Below are 17,222 nucleotides of genomic sequence, written 5' to 3' on the forward strand. Positions count from 1 at the left end.
TTCGCATAAAATATGCCTGTTATCACGCCCCTTATATCTTAAGCAGGTTTCATAGTTTAGTAGCTCTGGCTCCAATAATACTTGTATATAAATACATTTAAGTAAATACAAAAAAAGATATGCCCAAATAATCAGCATATCTTTTTCAATAAAATCAAAAAACAATATTATTTGTAAAATATGTCAATTTTTATCCCTGCCGGAATTGTTGTTTGCCCTTCCGGAACCTCGGAATCGTAAATCATAACAGACGCATATCGTTTGCCACTGTTGAATTTGAGTATTATAGTTCTATTTATAGTTTCTTCAGATAAAGACATCCACCCCAGAGTAGTCATATTTGTCAAGTAAAAGTCCTTTATCTGTTCTGAATTAACATCTGAGCGCCTGTTTGATACAATCCGTTTGGAATTAGCCTGATAAGTCACATCAAACCATGGTTCGCCCAGCCAAATTTCTGCATTTTGAGGAGTAGACCACTCAAATCCTTGATACAATGGTATGTTTGCCGGAACCGGCTGAACTATATTTAAATTATGAGCCTGGTAGTGGCAGGCAGCACAATCAGTATCTCCTATAGCTATTACAAATTTTACGCCTGGATTCGCATGACATGTGTTACATGTTAATGGATTTTCTTGATTATTTGCCTGCGTAACAGGATTGTTCAAATGTTCTGCCGTTAAAGTGCTTTTATGACAAGTCTGGGTACAATTCGCATCAATTTTCCCTGCATGTCCTGCATCAAGCACATCCCCGGTGTGGCAATCCACACACTCATAGCCTTCAGCCCCATTTTTCAACTCATCAATAATTTGCGCTACTTTCTCTGACGGCTTAGTACCCGGAGTGTGACACGTATTACAGCCAGAGTGCACCTCATTTACGTCAGACAACTGTCCATCAAGTCCTGCTTTATGTACCGGAGCTAAATTAAATTGTTGGTTATGACACACAAAACAATCATATTTCCGTTGATCTATGGGCGTTCTGGCCAAATTGCTTATAGTAGAAAACAATTTAACGTTAGCATGGCAGGTATTACAGTCTTTATGCGGCCCTCCAACAACACTTAAATTATTACTGTTAACAGCTATATGATAAGTCACATGCTCGGAAGGTCTTGCCGGTAGTACAGCAATATTAAAATGGCATTTCACACAGCCGCGGTTTTCAGCCTTCAATTTCGGATCGTTAATTTGTGCATTTGCGGATTTTATGTCACTGACTGCAGCCGCAACAGTTGATTGAGCCGTAGAACCGTGACAGTAGCCACATTCACTGTCCTCCGGCTGGCCCAGCCTGTCGGCCGCATTCTTATGCTCCATCGATAATGAAGCAAAATGGCAACCCTCACACGAAACCTGATAATTGGTGACCCCGATATTCAAGGTGGAAGAGAAAGAATCATGCAAAGGCCCCAAATTCGTTTCATTATGCCCACTCTTATCTGTGCTGTGGCAATTTACACACAGTTGTGTCCCGTTGGAATTAGTGCGTACAATACCAGGTGAGTAAAACCTGTGGCAATTTGAAGCTGCACAGGATAGCTGTTGCGAAGCATAGGCTTTTCCGTCAGCAACAACATAGGCAGGGAAACTGGTTATTTCTGAGCTTCCATGTTGTTTATGCTTGACGTTTTGATGACAAGATTCACATTTGACTGCCATGTGACACTTACCGCAACTGTTGGTACCGGCCGGAGTATTCGAACCGTTGTGATAATTGTGTATGGCCGGCGGACCTGTTAACACACTGTCTGCACTCTTAAAATACCCAATACCTGTAATATATTGGGCCGTCCATTTAGGATTAGGGTGTTTAGCGTTCATGGCATAGTGGTTGTGACACACAGCACACGTCGACTCAGGAGTTGGCGCATCCAGTTCAAAGTTCTTTACCACGTCACCGTGACATTTACTGCAATCATTGGAAACCGCGCCGGCTGTGCCGGTTAACGGGAATAAAACCACAGTCAATACCATAATGAACAGTAATATGCATCTTTTCAATTTAATACCTCCCTTCTATATCGATTCGTCTATTGTCTTTTTTCTGTGGGTCTAATAATTTCTATGATACAATCACTATACTAATACCATGTTTTTTTAATGCTAAAATTTATAGAAACTGCCTAACAGCAATTATAGTCACGCTCAATTGTCTCTTTTTTGAACTAATAAAAAAATTTTACACAAATGTCGAAAACCCAAAAAAAATGCAGAAAGTGCCCAGAGAGGACCTGGGCACTCCTGTAAAAGTTGTTGATTAAGGCCCTTGCAAAGAAGGTGTATTGTACTGAGCAGCACCGTGGCAGTCATAGCAAACGTCTCTGTCCTTCTCTCTTAACAAGACACTGGACTTCTGCATATTAGATGCTGCAGTCCCGTCCCCGTGCAAGTACGAAGCGGCACGCGGGAATACCAGGCCGGCGTTCACAGAGGAAGCAGTACCGTGCGCCCTGTGACAGGTGAGGCAGGTCAGTGTCTTGGCACCGGCGTTGTCAGCCAAAGCCAGTTTGTCAATAGTAGCATGCTGAATGTTGGTAACCTGACTTGCATTAATGACAAAGTTCATCCGGTGCATGTATTTACCGGTGGTAGCTTCCTGTGCCTGACCGGCATTGTGGGCAGTCTGATTGAAGAGGTCATGGCAGCCTGCACACCATACACCGGCATTTACGCCATAATCAGTAACAATTTTGGACCTGAAATCACCGGTCGGAGAAGCAGCAACGGCAGTGAACTCCCAGTCCTGATGATTGGCCGGGTCAAGTGTAGCAGCCGGCAAGGTTTTCTTCAACAGACGCGGCATCACACCCGGTGTCGGATAAGTACCGCCGGCGTGAGGGTCATGGCAGGAACCGCAACGGAAGTCGCCGGTCAGAGTATTGCTACCGCCGGGAATCTGCACTCCGTTAAGCCAGTCATTGCTGTCATAATTTTCTACACCGTGAACGGATGTGCTATAAACATAATTGGCAGTGTTGCTGTCATCAGTGCCATATACTTTGTTGTCAAAGTCAAAGGTCTTCAAGAAACCACCGGCCAGGGAAGCATGAAGTCCGGTACTTGTTTCTATCTGGCCGTTTTCAGCATCATACGGACTTTTCAGTATACCGTTATGACAGTAGTAACAGAAATCAGTCTGCTTGGGACCTGCAATCAACAAGGCCTTGGCAGCACCGGCGTGGGTAACGTGACACTTGGCGCACCCTGTGGTATCAGCGGCAAAGTCGCCATGATAATACGGCTCCAGGGCAAATGCGGTTCCTGCTGCCATCAGTGTAATCAGACCAGCCAGTAAGGAAATTAATAATGCCTTTTTCATCATAGTCACCTCCTTTCCAGGCTATTTTCTTTTATAAACCAGTATGCGCTTAAACCCGTGTTCTAGGACATACAGACGGCCGACTTCATCAAATGTAACGTCCGTCGGGAGAGTAATATCCATAACCTCATCTTCATTAATGGGCTGACTCTTGGTAAGCTGCATAACAATTTCACCTTTATCGTTAATGGCAGTAACTCGGTGAGCCATACCCTCAACAGTATACAATATGCCGGATTTATCAAATGCAAGACCGCGCGGGACAGACAAACCTCCCTTTTTCGGATCATCGGTCCGTTTGGGCAGGGTCTTTATAAATTTACCGTCCAGGTCATAAATATTAATCCTGTTATTAAGCGAATCTGCTACATACAGTTTTCCGTCTCTGACCGTAAGGTCATAGGGATAGTAAAGTTTTCCTTCCTCCTTGCCGATCCCCCCAAAACTCTTAATAAGTTTTCTGGTATTCAGGTCATATATCTCAATCCGCATGGCCCTTGTATTGATAAGATACAATTTGTTTCCATCGACGGCAACATCGGCAACCAGAACTTTTTTGTCCAGTGAAACTTGGTCAACCATGTTCCCGTCCGCATTCATGACAAGGACCTTATGGTTCTGGGGTTCGGCCACCCACAAACGTTCGCCGTCCCAGTACATACCTGCCGGATACTTCATTTCCTTGGAAACAATGTCTTTCAAGTGCTTGCCGGTTCGGTCATAGACGGCAATCCTGGCATTTTTACTGTCAGACACGTACACTGCATCATTAAAAGCCAGTATCTCATACGGATTATTGAATTCCTTTTCTCCCCCATAAATCGGAAACATAAATTCATATTCCGGCAAATTGGCTGGAACTACTGTCTGCGCTACTTCAACAGGACTTACTCTCTTGAAGTAAAAATATCCGAATACAAGCACAACGATTAAAGCAGCTCCCAATATAATGTTCAGCAGGGTTGATCTCGATATTTTTTTCGCCATATTATTTACCTTCCTGTTCCAGTTGTTTCATAAGTTTTTGTGCCTCTTCATAATTGGGAACAAATTTCAGAGCCTTTTGCAAACACTCCCTGGCTTTCTGATTATCCTTCATCCCAATATAAATTTTTGCTTTTTCGAGAAGAATATCAGCAGCAGCAGGTTCAATCCTCAAGGCATTGTCAATCTTCGTCAGAGCCTCCTCATATTTGCCCTGTTCACGTAACAAAACCGCATATTGAACATTGGCCGGTACAAAGTACGGACTTTTTTTGAGCACCTTTTCGAACAGTTCTGCAGCTTTTTTCCTGTCACCGGTGTCTTTCTTAAAAATTGCATAATTCACAAGAACTGCGTTGTTGCCCGGATTTTTTTTTGCCAATTCCTTAAACAGCCTGTCCGCAGCACTGTTTTCTCCTTTATTATATAATGCAATAGCATAAGCCAAAGCAGCCTGCGTATCCTTGGGATTCTTTTTGTAGGTGGACTCAATGCTGTCAAAGCGTTTTTCGGCCACAGTTCTGGCGTCAACAGGATTCCAGAAAAACCTGTTGCCAACATATAAACCAATTGCTACCAATACCGCAATAACTGCAATTAATATAATTAGCGCTGTACGAAGGGAAACTTCCGAATTTGTCTGCTCCATGTCTTATCCCCCTAAACCTTTATGTTTCGTACCAAACCAACTACTATGGTCCTCCAGCCTTCTTGTTTACAGCCTTCGTCTTATTCGCACTCCTCGGCGGTACCTTTGTTTCCACCTCTTTTGGCTTGGGCTCATTTTTCGCCGGTACCAGACGGTGTACTGTATAGTACTTTGCATTGTCCTTTCGTTTTTCACCGTGACACTTCAGGCAGAACCCATCATCAGGCAACAACGTAAATTTCTTATAAGGCGTCCCATGCGGCCCATGGCAACTGGTGCAGTGCATGGTCCCGCCGTGCCACGGGTCTTTATACTGTTCCCCGAAGGGATGGTTAATCCTGGCCTTGGCAATCTTGGTATGGCAGTTATTGCACATGGGCTCTTGCTTGTCTCGCAGCAATGGTTTCCATTTGGACCCATGCGGTACATGGCAATTGGTACATGCCCCTACCCCACCCGGGCCCTTGGCCTTCTTAGCGTGGGCCAGTTGTTCATAAGTGGACTCCAGCCCAAGGTGGCATAAGTAGCATAATTGATTACCCTTTTCTCTTTCCAGTTTCGGTCCTTTCCCTACATGCGGGTCATGGCAACCGTCGCACTCCAGAAGTCCGTTACCCACAGGATGCCTGGACGCTTTCTGGAACTCCGGACGCAGGTCACCGTGACACAGGTAACACAAGTTGGTCCTCTGTTCGGGCAGCAGAGCCGGGTACCTGGATGCATGCGGCACATGGCACTCGGTACATTTTCTCTTCACCGGGGTATGTACATAACCCGTTTTCAGTTTTTCATTCATGCCCACATGGCAACTCAGGCACAAACTGTTACCCGGCAACAGAAGCAACGCATCGGCATTGGTGGCATGGGCGCCGTGGCAGTTGGTACATTCACCCGTACTGAAGGGCAGATGCTGTACGGGCTGCAGGGTCTCACTCTGCCGGTCATAGTGGCAGGTGAAGCACAGCGCCTTACCCGGCAGCCTGGTCATGCCTCTGTATTTTGAAGCATGTGGGTCATGGCAATCGGCACAGGCGCCAATTTCATAAGGTTTATGTTTAACAGAAAAATTCCAGAAAATTTCCATTCGGTGACAGCTTGTACAAAGTTCCTTTTGTGGCATACGTAGCAAGTATTCGTAATCTGATGCATGTGGGTCATGACAATCGGTGCAGTGGCCTTTCTGGTAGGGCATATGTTGGTATGGATAAAGCGCGTTTGGTTTCCGGTTAAAGTGGCAAGTGGTACAAAGCTTATCAATTTCCACCACGTACTCGTATTTTCCGCTGCCCACGGTGTGGGAAGCATGGCAGTCCTTGCAGAACCACTTGGCAAAGGGGGCGTGTTGATACTTTTTACTGAAGTCCCTGCTTTTATCGGAATGGCAGTAACCACATTCTTTTTTATCGTTTTCCCTGTCCGGCAGCTTGGGACCGGTGGGGTTATCGCTAATATAAAGTTGTATAGTATTAAGTATTTGGCGTAGCTCCTGCCGGACCGCCGGTAAGGATACAAGAATCCCAACCACTACTACCGTAAGGAGACCGAACATCAATATCCTGTTACGCCCCATTATTATCGGCTCCTTTCGCCACCTTTCCACAACAACTGGTGCGGCTAATCTAGATTTCTATCTATATTTATATATCGTATGGTTGGTGAAAAAAGATTAGGGGGGCAGTGGATTTTATGTTCAATTCTTCTAATTAATTGATTCGCCAAAAATTTATAAACCCCTTCTAAATTTTGGTTTTGGTACGCACATAGGGCTTTTTCAAAGTCCGCCAACTGAGGTATTTGGTGGTCCCAGAGGATGAAAATACCAGTCTAAAAAGGCCTGAAAAAGCAGGAGAATGATAATTCTCCTGCTCTTCAATTTTCTTCTGCGGTTAATTATATTATAATCCTAAAACACCATAAAAATCCACTGCTTTTTTCCTTATTCCACCAACTTTTTATTTACATAATTCGACAAATTTTAATTCGTTCCCGTATGGCACCGTGAACAGTTGGTTGTATCGTGGCAGGAGAAACATCTGCCCCTGGCAATCCCTTCAGTCTTAATAAACTGTGGGTGCTGTTTTCTCCAGCCTGGCGGGTGGGCTTTGGTTTTCTTAAAGTCGTCAGCCGTGTTGCCCGGCTTCGCCGCCTGCTTCTCCGCTTGCGGAACGCCGCTCTTCTGTACAACACCGCTGTTAGATGTTTCAGCTTTGGCTACAGCACCATGGCATTGCTGACAATAGGTCGGAGTCGCCAGGTCCTCTTTCCTGGGCGGAGTATTGTTATGGCATACTAAGCATCCGTCAACATTGTTTTTGGCAGACCGCTTATGAATGACACGCCAGTCTTCAGTATGGCCATCGGGTCGTTTCATATGGCAGTTGTAACAGAAGGAATTCCCCCTGGCATATTCGGCAACTTTGCTGACTCCGGGGATTTCATTTCCGGCCACTGCATAAGAGTGACACTTGTTACAATAACTTATATCCTTCTTAGCCAGTTTCCCGTGGGTGACGCCAAAACCCTTGACTTTATGGTCAGGCGGCATGGTAATCGATGTATGGCAAGCCTCGCAGGCATTTGTTACCTTGCGTTTACTGTGGCAGTCCATACAGACATTCATTTTTGGCTCGGTAAAATCCTTGGCCATTTGCTGTTTCCCGACAGCAGTGGTCCAGGCCGCATAATTCCCGTCCCTGGTTAAACCCCGTCTGACAATATTACCGTGGGCCACTCCCGAATGGCATTCCACGCACATTACACCTTTAGCCGCGTGGCGCTCATGGGGAATTATCAAATCACCCGACGGAGTATATTCACGAAAGGTTGAATGGCACTGCGTACAGACCTCATCGGGAAGCTTATGGCTCATTTTTATCGGACGATCATAAGTGTTCGTAAAATACAGGGCCAACTCCTTGAGCGCCGCAATCTTATGTATAATCAGGTTGCCCAGACCCGGCTTAATGTGACAGTCGGTACAGGCAACCTGAACGTGGGAGGAAGCCTCCCACGTTACATATTCAGGCCTCATTACATGGCATTTGCCACAAAATGATGGTTCCATGGTAACCCGAATGGCGCCGGCCACAGCTATTAACATAAAGGTACAGACAGCAGATACAAGAATAAATAGTTTCAGCCTGTCTTCCGTCTTTGAAAGATCCAGTTTTTTAAACAAGCTCCATTGAGGTAACTTCATCAAGGTTCCTCCCTAGTGGACATTCAGCCAAGTCCCCTGGTGGATATCGTGCAGTAAATAAAGCGCGTCAGGTGAAATGAATTCTACTTGAACCAGTGACACTTGTTGCAATAGAGACCGGCGGGTGCAGAAACCTTTCCTTCGGGAGCCTTCAGGCTGTGGCATGCTTCACAGTTCTTCATGCCCTTGGTGGCCACAACTTTTTTGTGGTTCGGCATCCAGACATCTCTCTGCGCATGGCTTGGCGGCAGTTTGGCATGACAACTGGAGCAGAACTGATTACCCCAAGCAAAGTCCTTAACCTTGTTGCCGGTAGCAATCTTCTCGGTCTTCACACCGATGCTGTGGCACATTACGCAGCCCTTGAACTCTTTGTCGCCGGACTCGGCGCTCACACCATGTAAGCCCTGGGAGGTCCAGCCTTTGTCTTTATGGTTTTCCGGAGTAAAGATTGATTTATGACAAGCTTCGCAGCGGAAGGTAACGCTTTTAACCCCTTGCACGCCGAACTTGGCCGGGTTCATGTGACATTCCACACAGACATCCATATCCGGCTGAGTAAATTGCTTAGCCATATTTTTCTTTCCGTCTTCCAAGGTCCATGCTCCAATGTCGCCAACACTGACACCCCTCTTGTAAATATTACCATGGGCAACACCGGAGTGGCACTTCACGCATCCTACTCCTTTTTCTCCGTGCAACTCGTGCGGCACAATGAGATCACCAGAGAGTGTGAAGTTCCGGTTCTTCACATTATGACACTTCTCACAGAGATGGCTTGGCAGTTCGTTTTTCATGTGCAGAGGTTTCTCTTCCTTATATTCCTTGGTTATGGCATAATTAATTAAGTGTTTGGAAGCCATTACTTTTTCTATTAATATGTTAACTACACCTGGCTCCATGTGACAGTCCACACAGCGAATATTACTGTGTGATGATACTTTCCACGTCACGTATTCGGGCTGCATGGCGTCATGACATAAAACACAGAATTCAGGGGACATGGTTAATGAAATCCCCGCCACAGCAGCAACCAGGATAAACAAAAGAGCGCCGCTTACCAGGATAAACAGTTTCAGTTTATCCTCGGTCTTTGATAAATCAAACTTAAATTTGTCTCGGATACCCATCCCAAACTAGCCTCCTCACCCCAAAATTTCTTGTAATGCAATTCACATATCAAAACAAAAGATAAAAATAAGAAGCACAAAAAATAGATAGAATTAAAAATACTAAGTTTTGGCCTCTCCTAATAAACAATGAATTTCTACAAAAATTGCAAAATCCCTTCTTTGGATGTAAGAATTTTTTGATTCATTTCTCAATTGCCAATTTTCTCTAATAAGTCCTGATGTTAATAAAATCTGCAATAAGCGCTAAACTCTTTTTTGCATTACTTTCAGGCAGTATTTCCAGCCGTTGCTTAGCCTTGATCAAATATCTTTGGGACACGCCAAAAGAATATTCGATGGCCCCGCATTTTTTTATTTCATCAATAGCCTCTAGGACTTCACCCTCTTTCTTGTCTGGTTTTCCAACAACTTCAGCCAGCCATTCTTTGCGCGGGCTTTTTTGTAAAGCAAAGATTACCGGTAACGTGACAACCCCTTGCCGCAAGTCGCTGCCAACAGGTTTCCCCAGTTCTTTTTCTTCGGCAATCAAATCTAGGATATCATCAGTAATCTGGAAAGCCATCCCCAGGTAATATCCGTACCAGCGCAGCGCCCGGACAAAGTTTTCCGGGGCCCCGGCAGCAAGCGCACCCAATTCGCAACTGGCTGAAATAAGTAGGGCAGTCTTTCTTTTGATCCTAAACAAATAATCACGCAAAGACTGCTTGGGGTCAAAGGTTGTCCGCAACTGGACTATTTCTCCTTCACTCATTTTTACGCTTACATCTGCCAGTATTTCGGCAATTTTCTTGTTGTTGCACCTGGCAATCTGAATCAGGGATTGGCCAAAAATAAAGTCGCCGGTATAAACAGAAACCTGGTTTCCCCATTTTGCTTTAACAGTTGGAATTCCCCTTCTGGTGACAGAGGCGTCAACTACATCGTCATGGACCAGGGTAGCCATATGAATTAATTCCAAGGCTACTGCTAATGGCAACAGTTTTTCCAGGTCGTATTGAAATGTCTTTCCCGCCAGTAAAGCAAAAGCCGGCCGAAGGCGTTTACCGCCGGCATTCAATAAATGACCTGAAGTCTCTGACAATAATTTTTCTTCCGGCAAATTTGCAATTTTTTTTAATTCTTTCTCTACCAGAACAAGATCATTGCGGATCTCGCCGAATAATTCTTTAGCCTTCATCGATTCACCTGCTTGGAAAAGAAAACTTATCTTTTGTTATGAATACTAGCATATCCATTTGCAATATATTCGATAATATCGAAAAAATTCCTGCCAAATTTGCCAAAATAAGTCGCTATAAAAAAAGAGCAGATTGTACCTGCTCCTAAGTTATTTGGCTTCATTATCAGAAGTATTAACTGCTTCGTGAATTTCCTTTTGCACTTCTTTGGAAGCGCTTTTAAATTCCCTGATACCTTTGCCCAGAGCCTTACCCACTTCGGGTAACTTACCGGGCCCGAAGATTATTAACGCGATAACCAATATTAATATCAGTTCAGGGAACCCTATGCTTGGCAAAAAACCGAACATCACTTTAAACCTCCCTTGTAAGCAAATATATAGTGACAAAACTGGGGGATATTTCGATTATATTATCTCATACTCTGACGTAAAAGTAAACCCATGTCTGACCGACGGGAATCAATATTTTTATAGATGTCCTCCATTCCTGGAATGTTTTTTCAGGCGCCGAATATGTTTGACTTAAAATGTCGGTTATATTATAATAATTGTTGTCCTCTTGCGGGAGCGGATTTGGCCTGGTGGCTTGCCCGGACTTCAAATCCGTTGGCGGGCAGTGATCCTGTCCGCGGTGGGTTCGATTCCCACACGCTCCCGCCATATATTTTCAATAGCGATTAGCTTGGATATTTTATTAGTTATTATTTGATCAGCAACGAAGACCAACAGGTCTTCGTTTTTTTATTATATCGAATAAATTCACCTCCCACCAAGCAAAATAATATAAGCATGGTCTTGACGTTATAACTAGGAGGTGAACACTGGTACAGGTACAGGTAGGCATATAAACTGTACCAGGCTTATATTGGCTGAAATCATAAAAAAACAACCCAAGGTAGCATATTTTTGCATGGAATACGGACTTAGCCATGAGTTACCGATATATGCCGGTGGTCTGGGGGTCTTGGCTGGAGACTTCTTGAAAGCGGCTCATGACCTGAACCTGCCTGTTGTCGGTATAGGCATTCTTTGGCGACAGGATTATACGGAACAATTCATAGGAGAAGACGGAAGGCCTTACGACCTCTACCCTGATTACGATTATTCAAACATAAAAGATACAGGAAAAACCGTCACAGTACGGATCAGGGGTGAAGACGTAATCTGCAAAATCCGCTTGGTCGACCAATACGCAAACGCCCCTCTTTACCTTCTTGATACCAATTATCCCGGCAGCCCCCACGGTTGGATTACCAACAGGTTGTACGGTGGCACGGCCCAAGACAGAATTGCGCAGGAAATGGTGCTTGGTATAGGCGGTATACGGGCCCTTAAAGCTTTGGGCATAGAGGTTGACGTTTATCATTTCAATGAAGGACACGCCGTTTTTGCAGGTATAGAATTAATCAGGGAAAAAATGCATGGTCAACATATGTCTTTTGAGGATGCCTGGCAGGAAACCCGTAGACAGGTATGTTTTACTACCCATACGCCCGTTGCGGCCGGTAACGAATCCCATGACCATGCTCTATTACAGCATATGGAAGCTTATAACGGCTTAAACCACGAACAAATGAGCAAGCTGGGCGGCGACCCCTTTAATATGACGGCTGCAGCCTTACGCCTATCTACCGTGGCCAATGCCGTCTCTAAACTCCATGGCCAGACTGCCAGGTCAATGTGGAAAGAAGTGCGTGACGCAGCGCCTATTATCTCTATTACTAACGGAGTCCATACACCGACATGGCAGGCCGATGACATAAAGGAGGCCTTTGAAAGAGGCGAGGACCTGTGGGAACCTCATATGCGGCATAAGAAGGAACTTCTGGCTTATATCAAAGAACAAACCGGAAATGAGCTGAACCCCGATGCCCTGTTAGTAGGTTTTGCCCGCCGGGCGGCCGCTTATAAGCGAAGTGACCTGATATTCCGCAATGCGGAAGTTATCGAACCTTTATTGAAAGAAGGCAAGATCCAGTTAGTCTTTTCCGGGAAGGCCCACCCACGTGATACGCTCGGCAAAGAAATCATCACGGACCTGGTCAAAATGGACCGCAAATACAGTAACAGTGTGGTTTTCCTGGAAAATTACAATATGAATATTGCCAGGTTGTTAGTACGCGGTAGCGATGTTTGGCTGAACAATCCCAAACGGCCGCTGGAAGCCAGCGGCACTTCGGGCATGAAGGCCGCGATGAACGGAGTTTTGAACGTTAGCGTTGTTGATGGATGGGTAGCCGAAGGTTGTCAACATGGTGTCAGCGGTTGGCTAATATGTACCGTGTGTAAAGAACCTCTCACCGATATAAACGAAGACGAACTCGACGTGCAAAATTTATACAGAGTCCTGTTTGACGAAGTCATCCCCACCTATTACAACAACCGGGAAAAATGGCTGGAGATGATGAGAGCAAGTATTGACATGTCACACTATCAATTCTCTGCACAGAGAATGATCAGGGAATATTATGAACTTTTGTACAACAGGACTTACCGCGAACAAGAGGAAAAAAACCGGGAGCCAGCCATGGTTTAAAGGTTTAAATTTAAAAGGCATTGGCACAGCGGTATGACGTGGTGGGGGTCCCCTGAGGTATAAAACTCAACTTCCATTTTCCGGACCTGCATACCAATTTCTTTTTCCCCTTTTTTCTCGGGGGCCCGAAGTCCGGCATCTTCAAGCACTTTCAGCAACCGTTTGGCAGTCCCGCAGTTCCCGTCAATAACCGGAATTTGTGACGGAAAAAATTGTTTTATGGTATCCCGGACAAATACGTAATGGGTACAGCCCAGGACCACAACTGCAATCTGTTCCCGCTGAATATTGGCTAACAATTTAGATAAATATTCCTTTATTTCTTTTCCCTGAGTGATTCCCTTCTCCACCAGTTCAACCAAACCCGGGCAAGGTAAAGGAATTACTCTGGAATGCTCGTCATATCTATGCAGCAGCTTATTGAACTTCTCCTGTTTCAGGGTAACAGGCGTGGCCATAACCAAAACCTTGCCCTCCTTACCCAACTCAACAGCAGGCTTAACAGCGGGTTCCATCCCAATAACAGGTATATCCAGTTCCGCTCTCAATTGGTTTATGGCTACAGCCGTCGCTGTATTACACGCTACCACTAAAGTTTTAATGCCTTTATCGACCAGGAAACGGGCAACATTTCTTGATAACCGGGCTATTGTTTCATTATCTTTGGTACCGTAGGGGGCATTCAAAGAATCAGCATAGTAGATAAATTTCTCGTTGGGCAGTAACTGGACCATATCCTTTAATACGCTGATCCCACCTACCCCTGAATCAAATATCCCTATTGGCCTGTCACTGATACTGCTGCTCATTATATCCTCCCTCTGCTTCTTCGCCAACAGCTACCGGATGTTTTTTCCGGCAATGCATATTTGACCTTTTAGTGTTATTCGATAAAGCCACAGCTTTCTCCTCTTTTTAAGAAACAACGGTATTTTTATTCTCTCAATAAACAAAGGGCCAGCTTTTGCTGGACCCTCTAGCCTGCCTGAACCTCTTTCGATTTGCGCCGGCTGATGAACCCGGTAAACTTTTGTTTATAATCGTCCATAATGGTATAGACTACCGGTATTACAATCAGGGTAAAAACAGTAGATGTAATCAAACCCCCGATTAAAACCCAGGCCATACTTGACCGCGTTTCGGCGCCTTCCCCCAAAGCCAGAGCCGTCGGCAGCATACCGAAAATCATGGTGAAAGTGGTCATGATTATTGGTCGCAACCTTGTTTTTCCGGCTTCAACCAATGCTTCTCTGAGTGTCAGGCCCCGGTTCATCAGGGTATGGGTGTAATCTATCAGCAGGGTTCCGTTTTTGGCCACCAGGCCGTCCATCATGATGAGACCTATCATGGAAAAAAGGTTCAGCGTATTACCGGTGACGGCTAAAGCCAGTAAAGCCCCGACAACGCCAAGAGGTAGCGCCATCATCCGGATAAAAGGTGTCATAAATGATTCGTAAAGCATTACCAGTACCATATATACCAGGATTATTGAGAGGGCCAGAGCTGAGATTAAGTCAGCAAAGGTTTCTTTCATACCTTCGGCCTGGCCGGCAAAAGTAATGTGGTAGCCCGGGGGAAGTTTAAGCTTATTTACTTCTTTTTGGGCATCCTGCAAAAATTCGTTTAATGACCTGCCTCGCAGATTTCCCTTCACCACTATGGCTCGCTGCCGGTCAATCCGTTTTATCTCCGTTGGCCCGCTGCCGGGCGCAATGTCAGCCAGTTGCTGAAGCTGTACGACATTGCCGGATACGGTTGTAACAGGAAGGGACTTGATGTAGTTGATATCAGACTTATTCAAATTTTCCACCCGTATATTAATATCGGTTTCATCCCCGCCCTGGCGGAATTTACCGACCGTGTACCCATTCAGGGCGGCCCGCACCGTACGGGCAATTTCATCAACCGACAGTCCGGCATCACTGGCTTTGCGGCGATCAATCTTGATTTGAATTTCCGGCTGACCAATCCGCCAGTCAGTATCCACATCCCTTGCCCCGGGAATTCTGGCAACGGTTGCCTTAACCTGGTCGGCCAAGGCAACCAGCTTTTGCGTGTCATTTCCGGTGACCTGGATTTCAATATCCCCGCCCGGCGGGCCCATGTTATCCGCTTCAATCACGCTTATTTTCCCACCGGTAAGGTTTTGTCCCCACTTGCGAATCTGGTCCCCGATTTCCCAAATCGTTCTCGCCCGTTGTTTTTTCTCATAAAGCTGTATCCCTATCCTACCCAGGTGCGAACCGGCCGAAGTTCCCTGCATGCCGCCGGAAGAACCGAGGGTAGTATGGTAATATTTTATTTCTGGAATGGTGGCCAGGTAACGTTCAATTTCCTTCAAAACCTTATCTGTTTCACCGATAGGCGTACCTACCGGCATCTCCAGGTTGACGGTCATATCTCCCTGGTCTATTTTGGGCATCTGTTCAGCCCCGACAATGTTAAGGGCCGGCAACGTCAAACTGGCCAGGAACAAAAGGATGACCGAGATTATTACTGTTTTCCTGTGGTCAAGGGACCAATGCAAAAATTTAAGGTATGTTTCTTTAACTTTTTGGCCCACTGGGCCGGTACGTTTCCATAACCAGGAAAACATTGATTTCCTGCCGGAACCGGTCAAACCCGCCTCATCGCCGGCACCCTTTTCCTGTTTGAACAGTTTGGCCGCCAACATGGGAGTTAAAGTGAAAGATACAAAGAGTGAAAACAGTGTAGCAAAAACCACGGTTAAACCAAATTGTCGGAAAAACTGCCCTACCATCCCTCTCATAAAGGCTATTGGCGTGAAAACAACCACATCGGATAGAGTAATGGCCACTGCCGCCATACCTATTTCCATCCGCCCGTCCAGAGCCGCAGTTGCCGGGTCTTTGCCCATTTTCAGGTGCCGGTGAATGTTTTCAATGACCACAATGGAATCGTCCACCAGAATACCAATACAAAGGGCCAGCCCCATCAGTGACAGCATGTTGAAGGTGAACCCGGCAAAAAACATCATCATTAGCGCAGCCAAGAGGGACGTGGGGATGGCCAGGGCCACAATTACCGTCGAACGCCACTCCCGTAAAAATATGTACAAAGCCAGTGCAGTAGTACAGATGCCTTCTATGATAGAGTTACGGGTATCGTCCAGAGATGTGCGAATAAACTGTGATGTATCCCGGGAAACTATAATCTTCACGTCTTCAGGCAATTCCTTTTGTATTTTGTCAATTTCCTCTTTAACCCGCTCGCCTACTTCAACGATGGAAGCATCACTCTGCTTAAATACCATTAATGAAACCGCGCTGACACCATTCACCCGGCTGTATTCCCTTACTTCCTGGTAGCCGTCGGTTACTGTGGCCACGGCGCTTAAAGGAACGGAAGCGCCGTTTCCGGTAGGTATATCCAGGTTCCGGATATCATCTAAACTCTTAAACTCGCCCAAAACTCTCACGTTGTACTCAGCCTCAGGACGATCAAGGCGCCCGCTTGGTTGGTTCAGGTTTTCCGCCCGCAGTCGGTTAATGATCTGGTTCAGGGACAGTCCATATCCGGCCAGTTTAGCTTTATCAACAGAAACCAGAATTTCTCTTTTTTGCCCGCCGACGACGGAAACATCAGCCACTCCGGCAATCTTCTGCAAGCGGTCTTTAATCATATCCTCGGCCATCTTCTTTGTCTCATACAAAGGTCGCTTACTCTGCAGAGCCATTATCAGTACCGGCTGGTCATTAATATCCTGTTTGTAGACAACGGGGTCCGAAGCATCTTCAGGCAACCTGCCTTTAATCATATCGACTTTTTTCTGTACATCCATGGCCGCCTTGTCAGCATCAGCCGACATCTCGAATTCCAATACCGTAAAGGTGAATCCTTCGGAAGCCTGTGACCTTATCCTCTTCAACTGACTCAACGAGGCAAGTTCATCCTCCAGGGGTTTGGTTATCTGCGTCTCAATCTCCTCGGCGCCGGCCCCGGGATAGTTGGTTACAACAGCCACATAGGGCAAATTTACCGAAGGAAATAATTCCGCTCCCATCCGGTGATATGTATACAGTCCTAATACAACAAAGACCATGATGACCATTGTCATCATGGCAGGCCTTTTAATAGATAACTGAGTCAGATTCATTACTTATCCCTACTTTACAATACAATTAAATTCACTAAATTGGCAGCAGAAAAAATCTAAGCCGACCGACTAGTCGGTCCAGCTTTGATTTTAT

Annotated in this window: 12 protein-coding genes and 1 tRNA gene; 2 read left to right on the plus strand and 11 right to left on the minus strand. The window is 45.6% G+C overall.

Annotated elements, in window-relative coordinates; all coding sequences use genetic code 11:
• Nucleotides 1–167: 167 nt before the first annotated feature.
• The 9 genes from ACSNJE_RS06325 to ACSNJE_RS06365 all read right to left on the minus strand — a co-directional run bounded on the left by ACSNJE_RS06325 (nucleotide 168) and on the right by ACSNJE_RS06365 (nucleotide 10,823).
• Nucleotides 168–2,012 (minus strand): cytochrome c3 family protein, encoded by a 1,845-nt coding sequence (locus ACSNJE_RS06325; protein WP_495252231.1) that lies wholly within the window; start codon nucleotides 2,010–2,012, stop codon nucleotides 168–170.
• A 256-nt stretch (nucleotides 2,013–2,268) separates the two neighbouring features.
• Entirely contained in the window at nucleotides 2,269–3,330 is a 1,062-nt protein-coding gene (locus ACSNJE_RS06330) for a cytochrome c3 family protein (RefSeq protein WP_495252232.1), read from the minus strand.
• A 21-nt stretch (nucleotides 3,331–3,351) separates the two neighbouring features.
• A complete protein-coding gene (locus tag ACSNJE_RS06335; RefSeq protein ID WP_495252233.1) occupies nucleotides 3,352–4,317 on the minus strand; it encodes an NHL repeat-containing protein in 966 nt (321 codons plus the stop codon).
• 1 nt (nucleotide 4,318) lies between these two features.
• The gene (locus ACSNJE_RS06340; protein WP_495252234.1) at nucleotides 4,319–4,963 is read right to left on the minus strand and encodes a tetratricopeptide repeat protein; all 645 of its coding nucleotides are present in this window, start codon (nucleotides 4,961–4,963) and stop codon (nucleotides 4,319–4,321) included.
• A gap of 43 nt (nucleotides 4,964–5,006) precedes the next feature.
• A complete protein-coding gene (locus ACSNJE_RS06345; RefSeq protein WP_495252235.1) occupies nucleotides 5,007–6,533 on the minus strand; it encodes a cytochrome c3 family protein in 1,527 nt (508 codons plus the stop codon).
• 405 nt (nucleotides 6,534–6,938) lie between these two features.
• A complete protein-coding gene (locus ACSNJE_RS06350; protein ID WP_052216391.1) occupies nucleotides 6,939–8,162 on the minus strand; it encodes a NapC/NirT family cytochrome c in 1,224 nt (407 codons plus the stop codon).
• Nucleotides 8,163–8,245: 83 nt separating this feature from the next.
• Entirely contained in the window at nucleotides 8,246–9,292 is a 1,047-nt protein-coding gene (gene imdcA / locus ACSNJE_RS06355; protein ID WP_052216390.1) for an inner-membrane decaheme cytochrome A, read from the minus strand.
• Nucleotides 9,293–9,500: 208 nt separating this feature from the next.
• The gene (locus tag ACSNJE_RS06360) at nucleotides 9,501–10,472 is read right to left on the minus strand and encodes a polyprenyl synthetase family protein (RefSeq protein WP_052216389.1); all 972 of its coding nucleotides are present in this window, start codon (nucleotides 10,470–10,472) and stop codon (nucleotides 9,501–9,503) included.
• Nucleotides 10,473–10,622: 150 nt separating this feature from the next.
• Nucleotides 10,623–10,823 carry a TatA/E family twin arginine-targeting protein translocase gene (locus ACSNJE_RS06365; RefSeq protein WP_013119998.1) on the minus strand — a complete coding sequence of 67 codons (201 nt, stop codon included), beginning with the start codon at nucleotides 10,821–10,823 and terminating at the stop codon, nucleotides 10,623–10,625.
• A 215-nt stretch (nucleotides 10,824–11,038) separates the two neighbouring features.
• On the opposite strand from ACSNJE_RS06365, the gene ACSNJE_RS06370 reads away from it, so the two are divergent.
• Nucleotides 11,039–11,135 (plus strand) — tRNA-Sec (locus ACSNJE_RS06370).
• 250 nt (nucleotides 11,136–11,385) lie between these two features.
• Complete coding sequence (glgP, locus tag ACSNJE_RS06375; protein WP_495252236.1) at nucleotides 11,386–13,011, plus strand: alpha-glucan family phosphorylase; 1,626 nt, start codon at nucleotides 11,386–11,388, stop codon at nucleotides 13,009–13,011.
• Here the strand turns inward: glgP and murI are convergent.
• Nucleotides 13,008–13,820 (minus strand): glutamate racemase, encoded by an 813-nt coding sequence (gene murI, locus ACSNJE_RS06380; RefSeq protein WP_495252237.1) that lies wholly within the window; start codon nucleotides 13,818–13,820, stop codon nucleotides 13,008–13,010. The two genes, glgP and murI, sit on opposite strands and share 4 nt — an antisense overlap.
• Nucleotides 13,821–13,987: 167 nt before the next feature.
• Nucleotides 13,988–17,128 carry an efflux RND transporter permease subunit gene (locus ACSNJE_RS06385; protein WP_495252238.1) on the minus strand — a complete coding sequence of 1,047 codons (3,141 nt, stop codon included), beginning with the start codon at nucleotides 17,126–17,128 and terminating at the stop codon, nucleotides 13,988–13,990.
• Nucleotides 17,129–17,222 lie beyond the last annotated feature (94 nt).

The organism is Thermincola sp. GK-1, assembly GCF_059412445.1.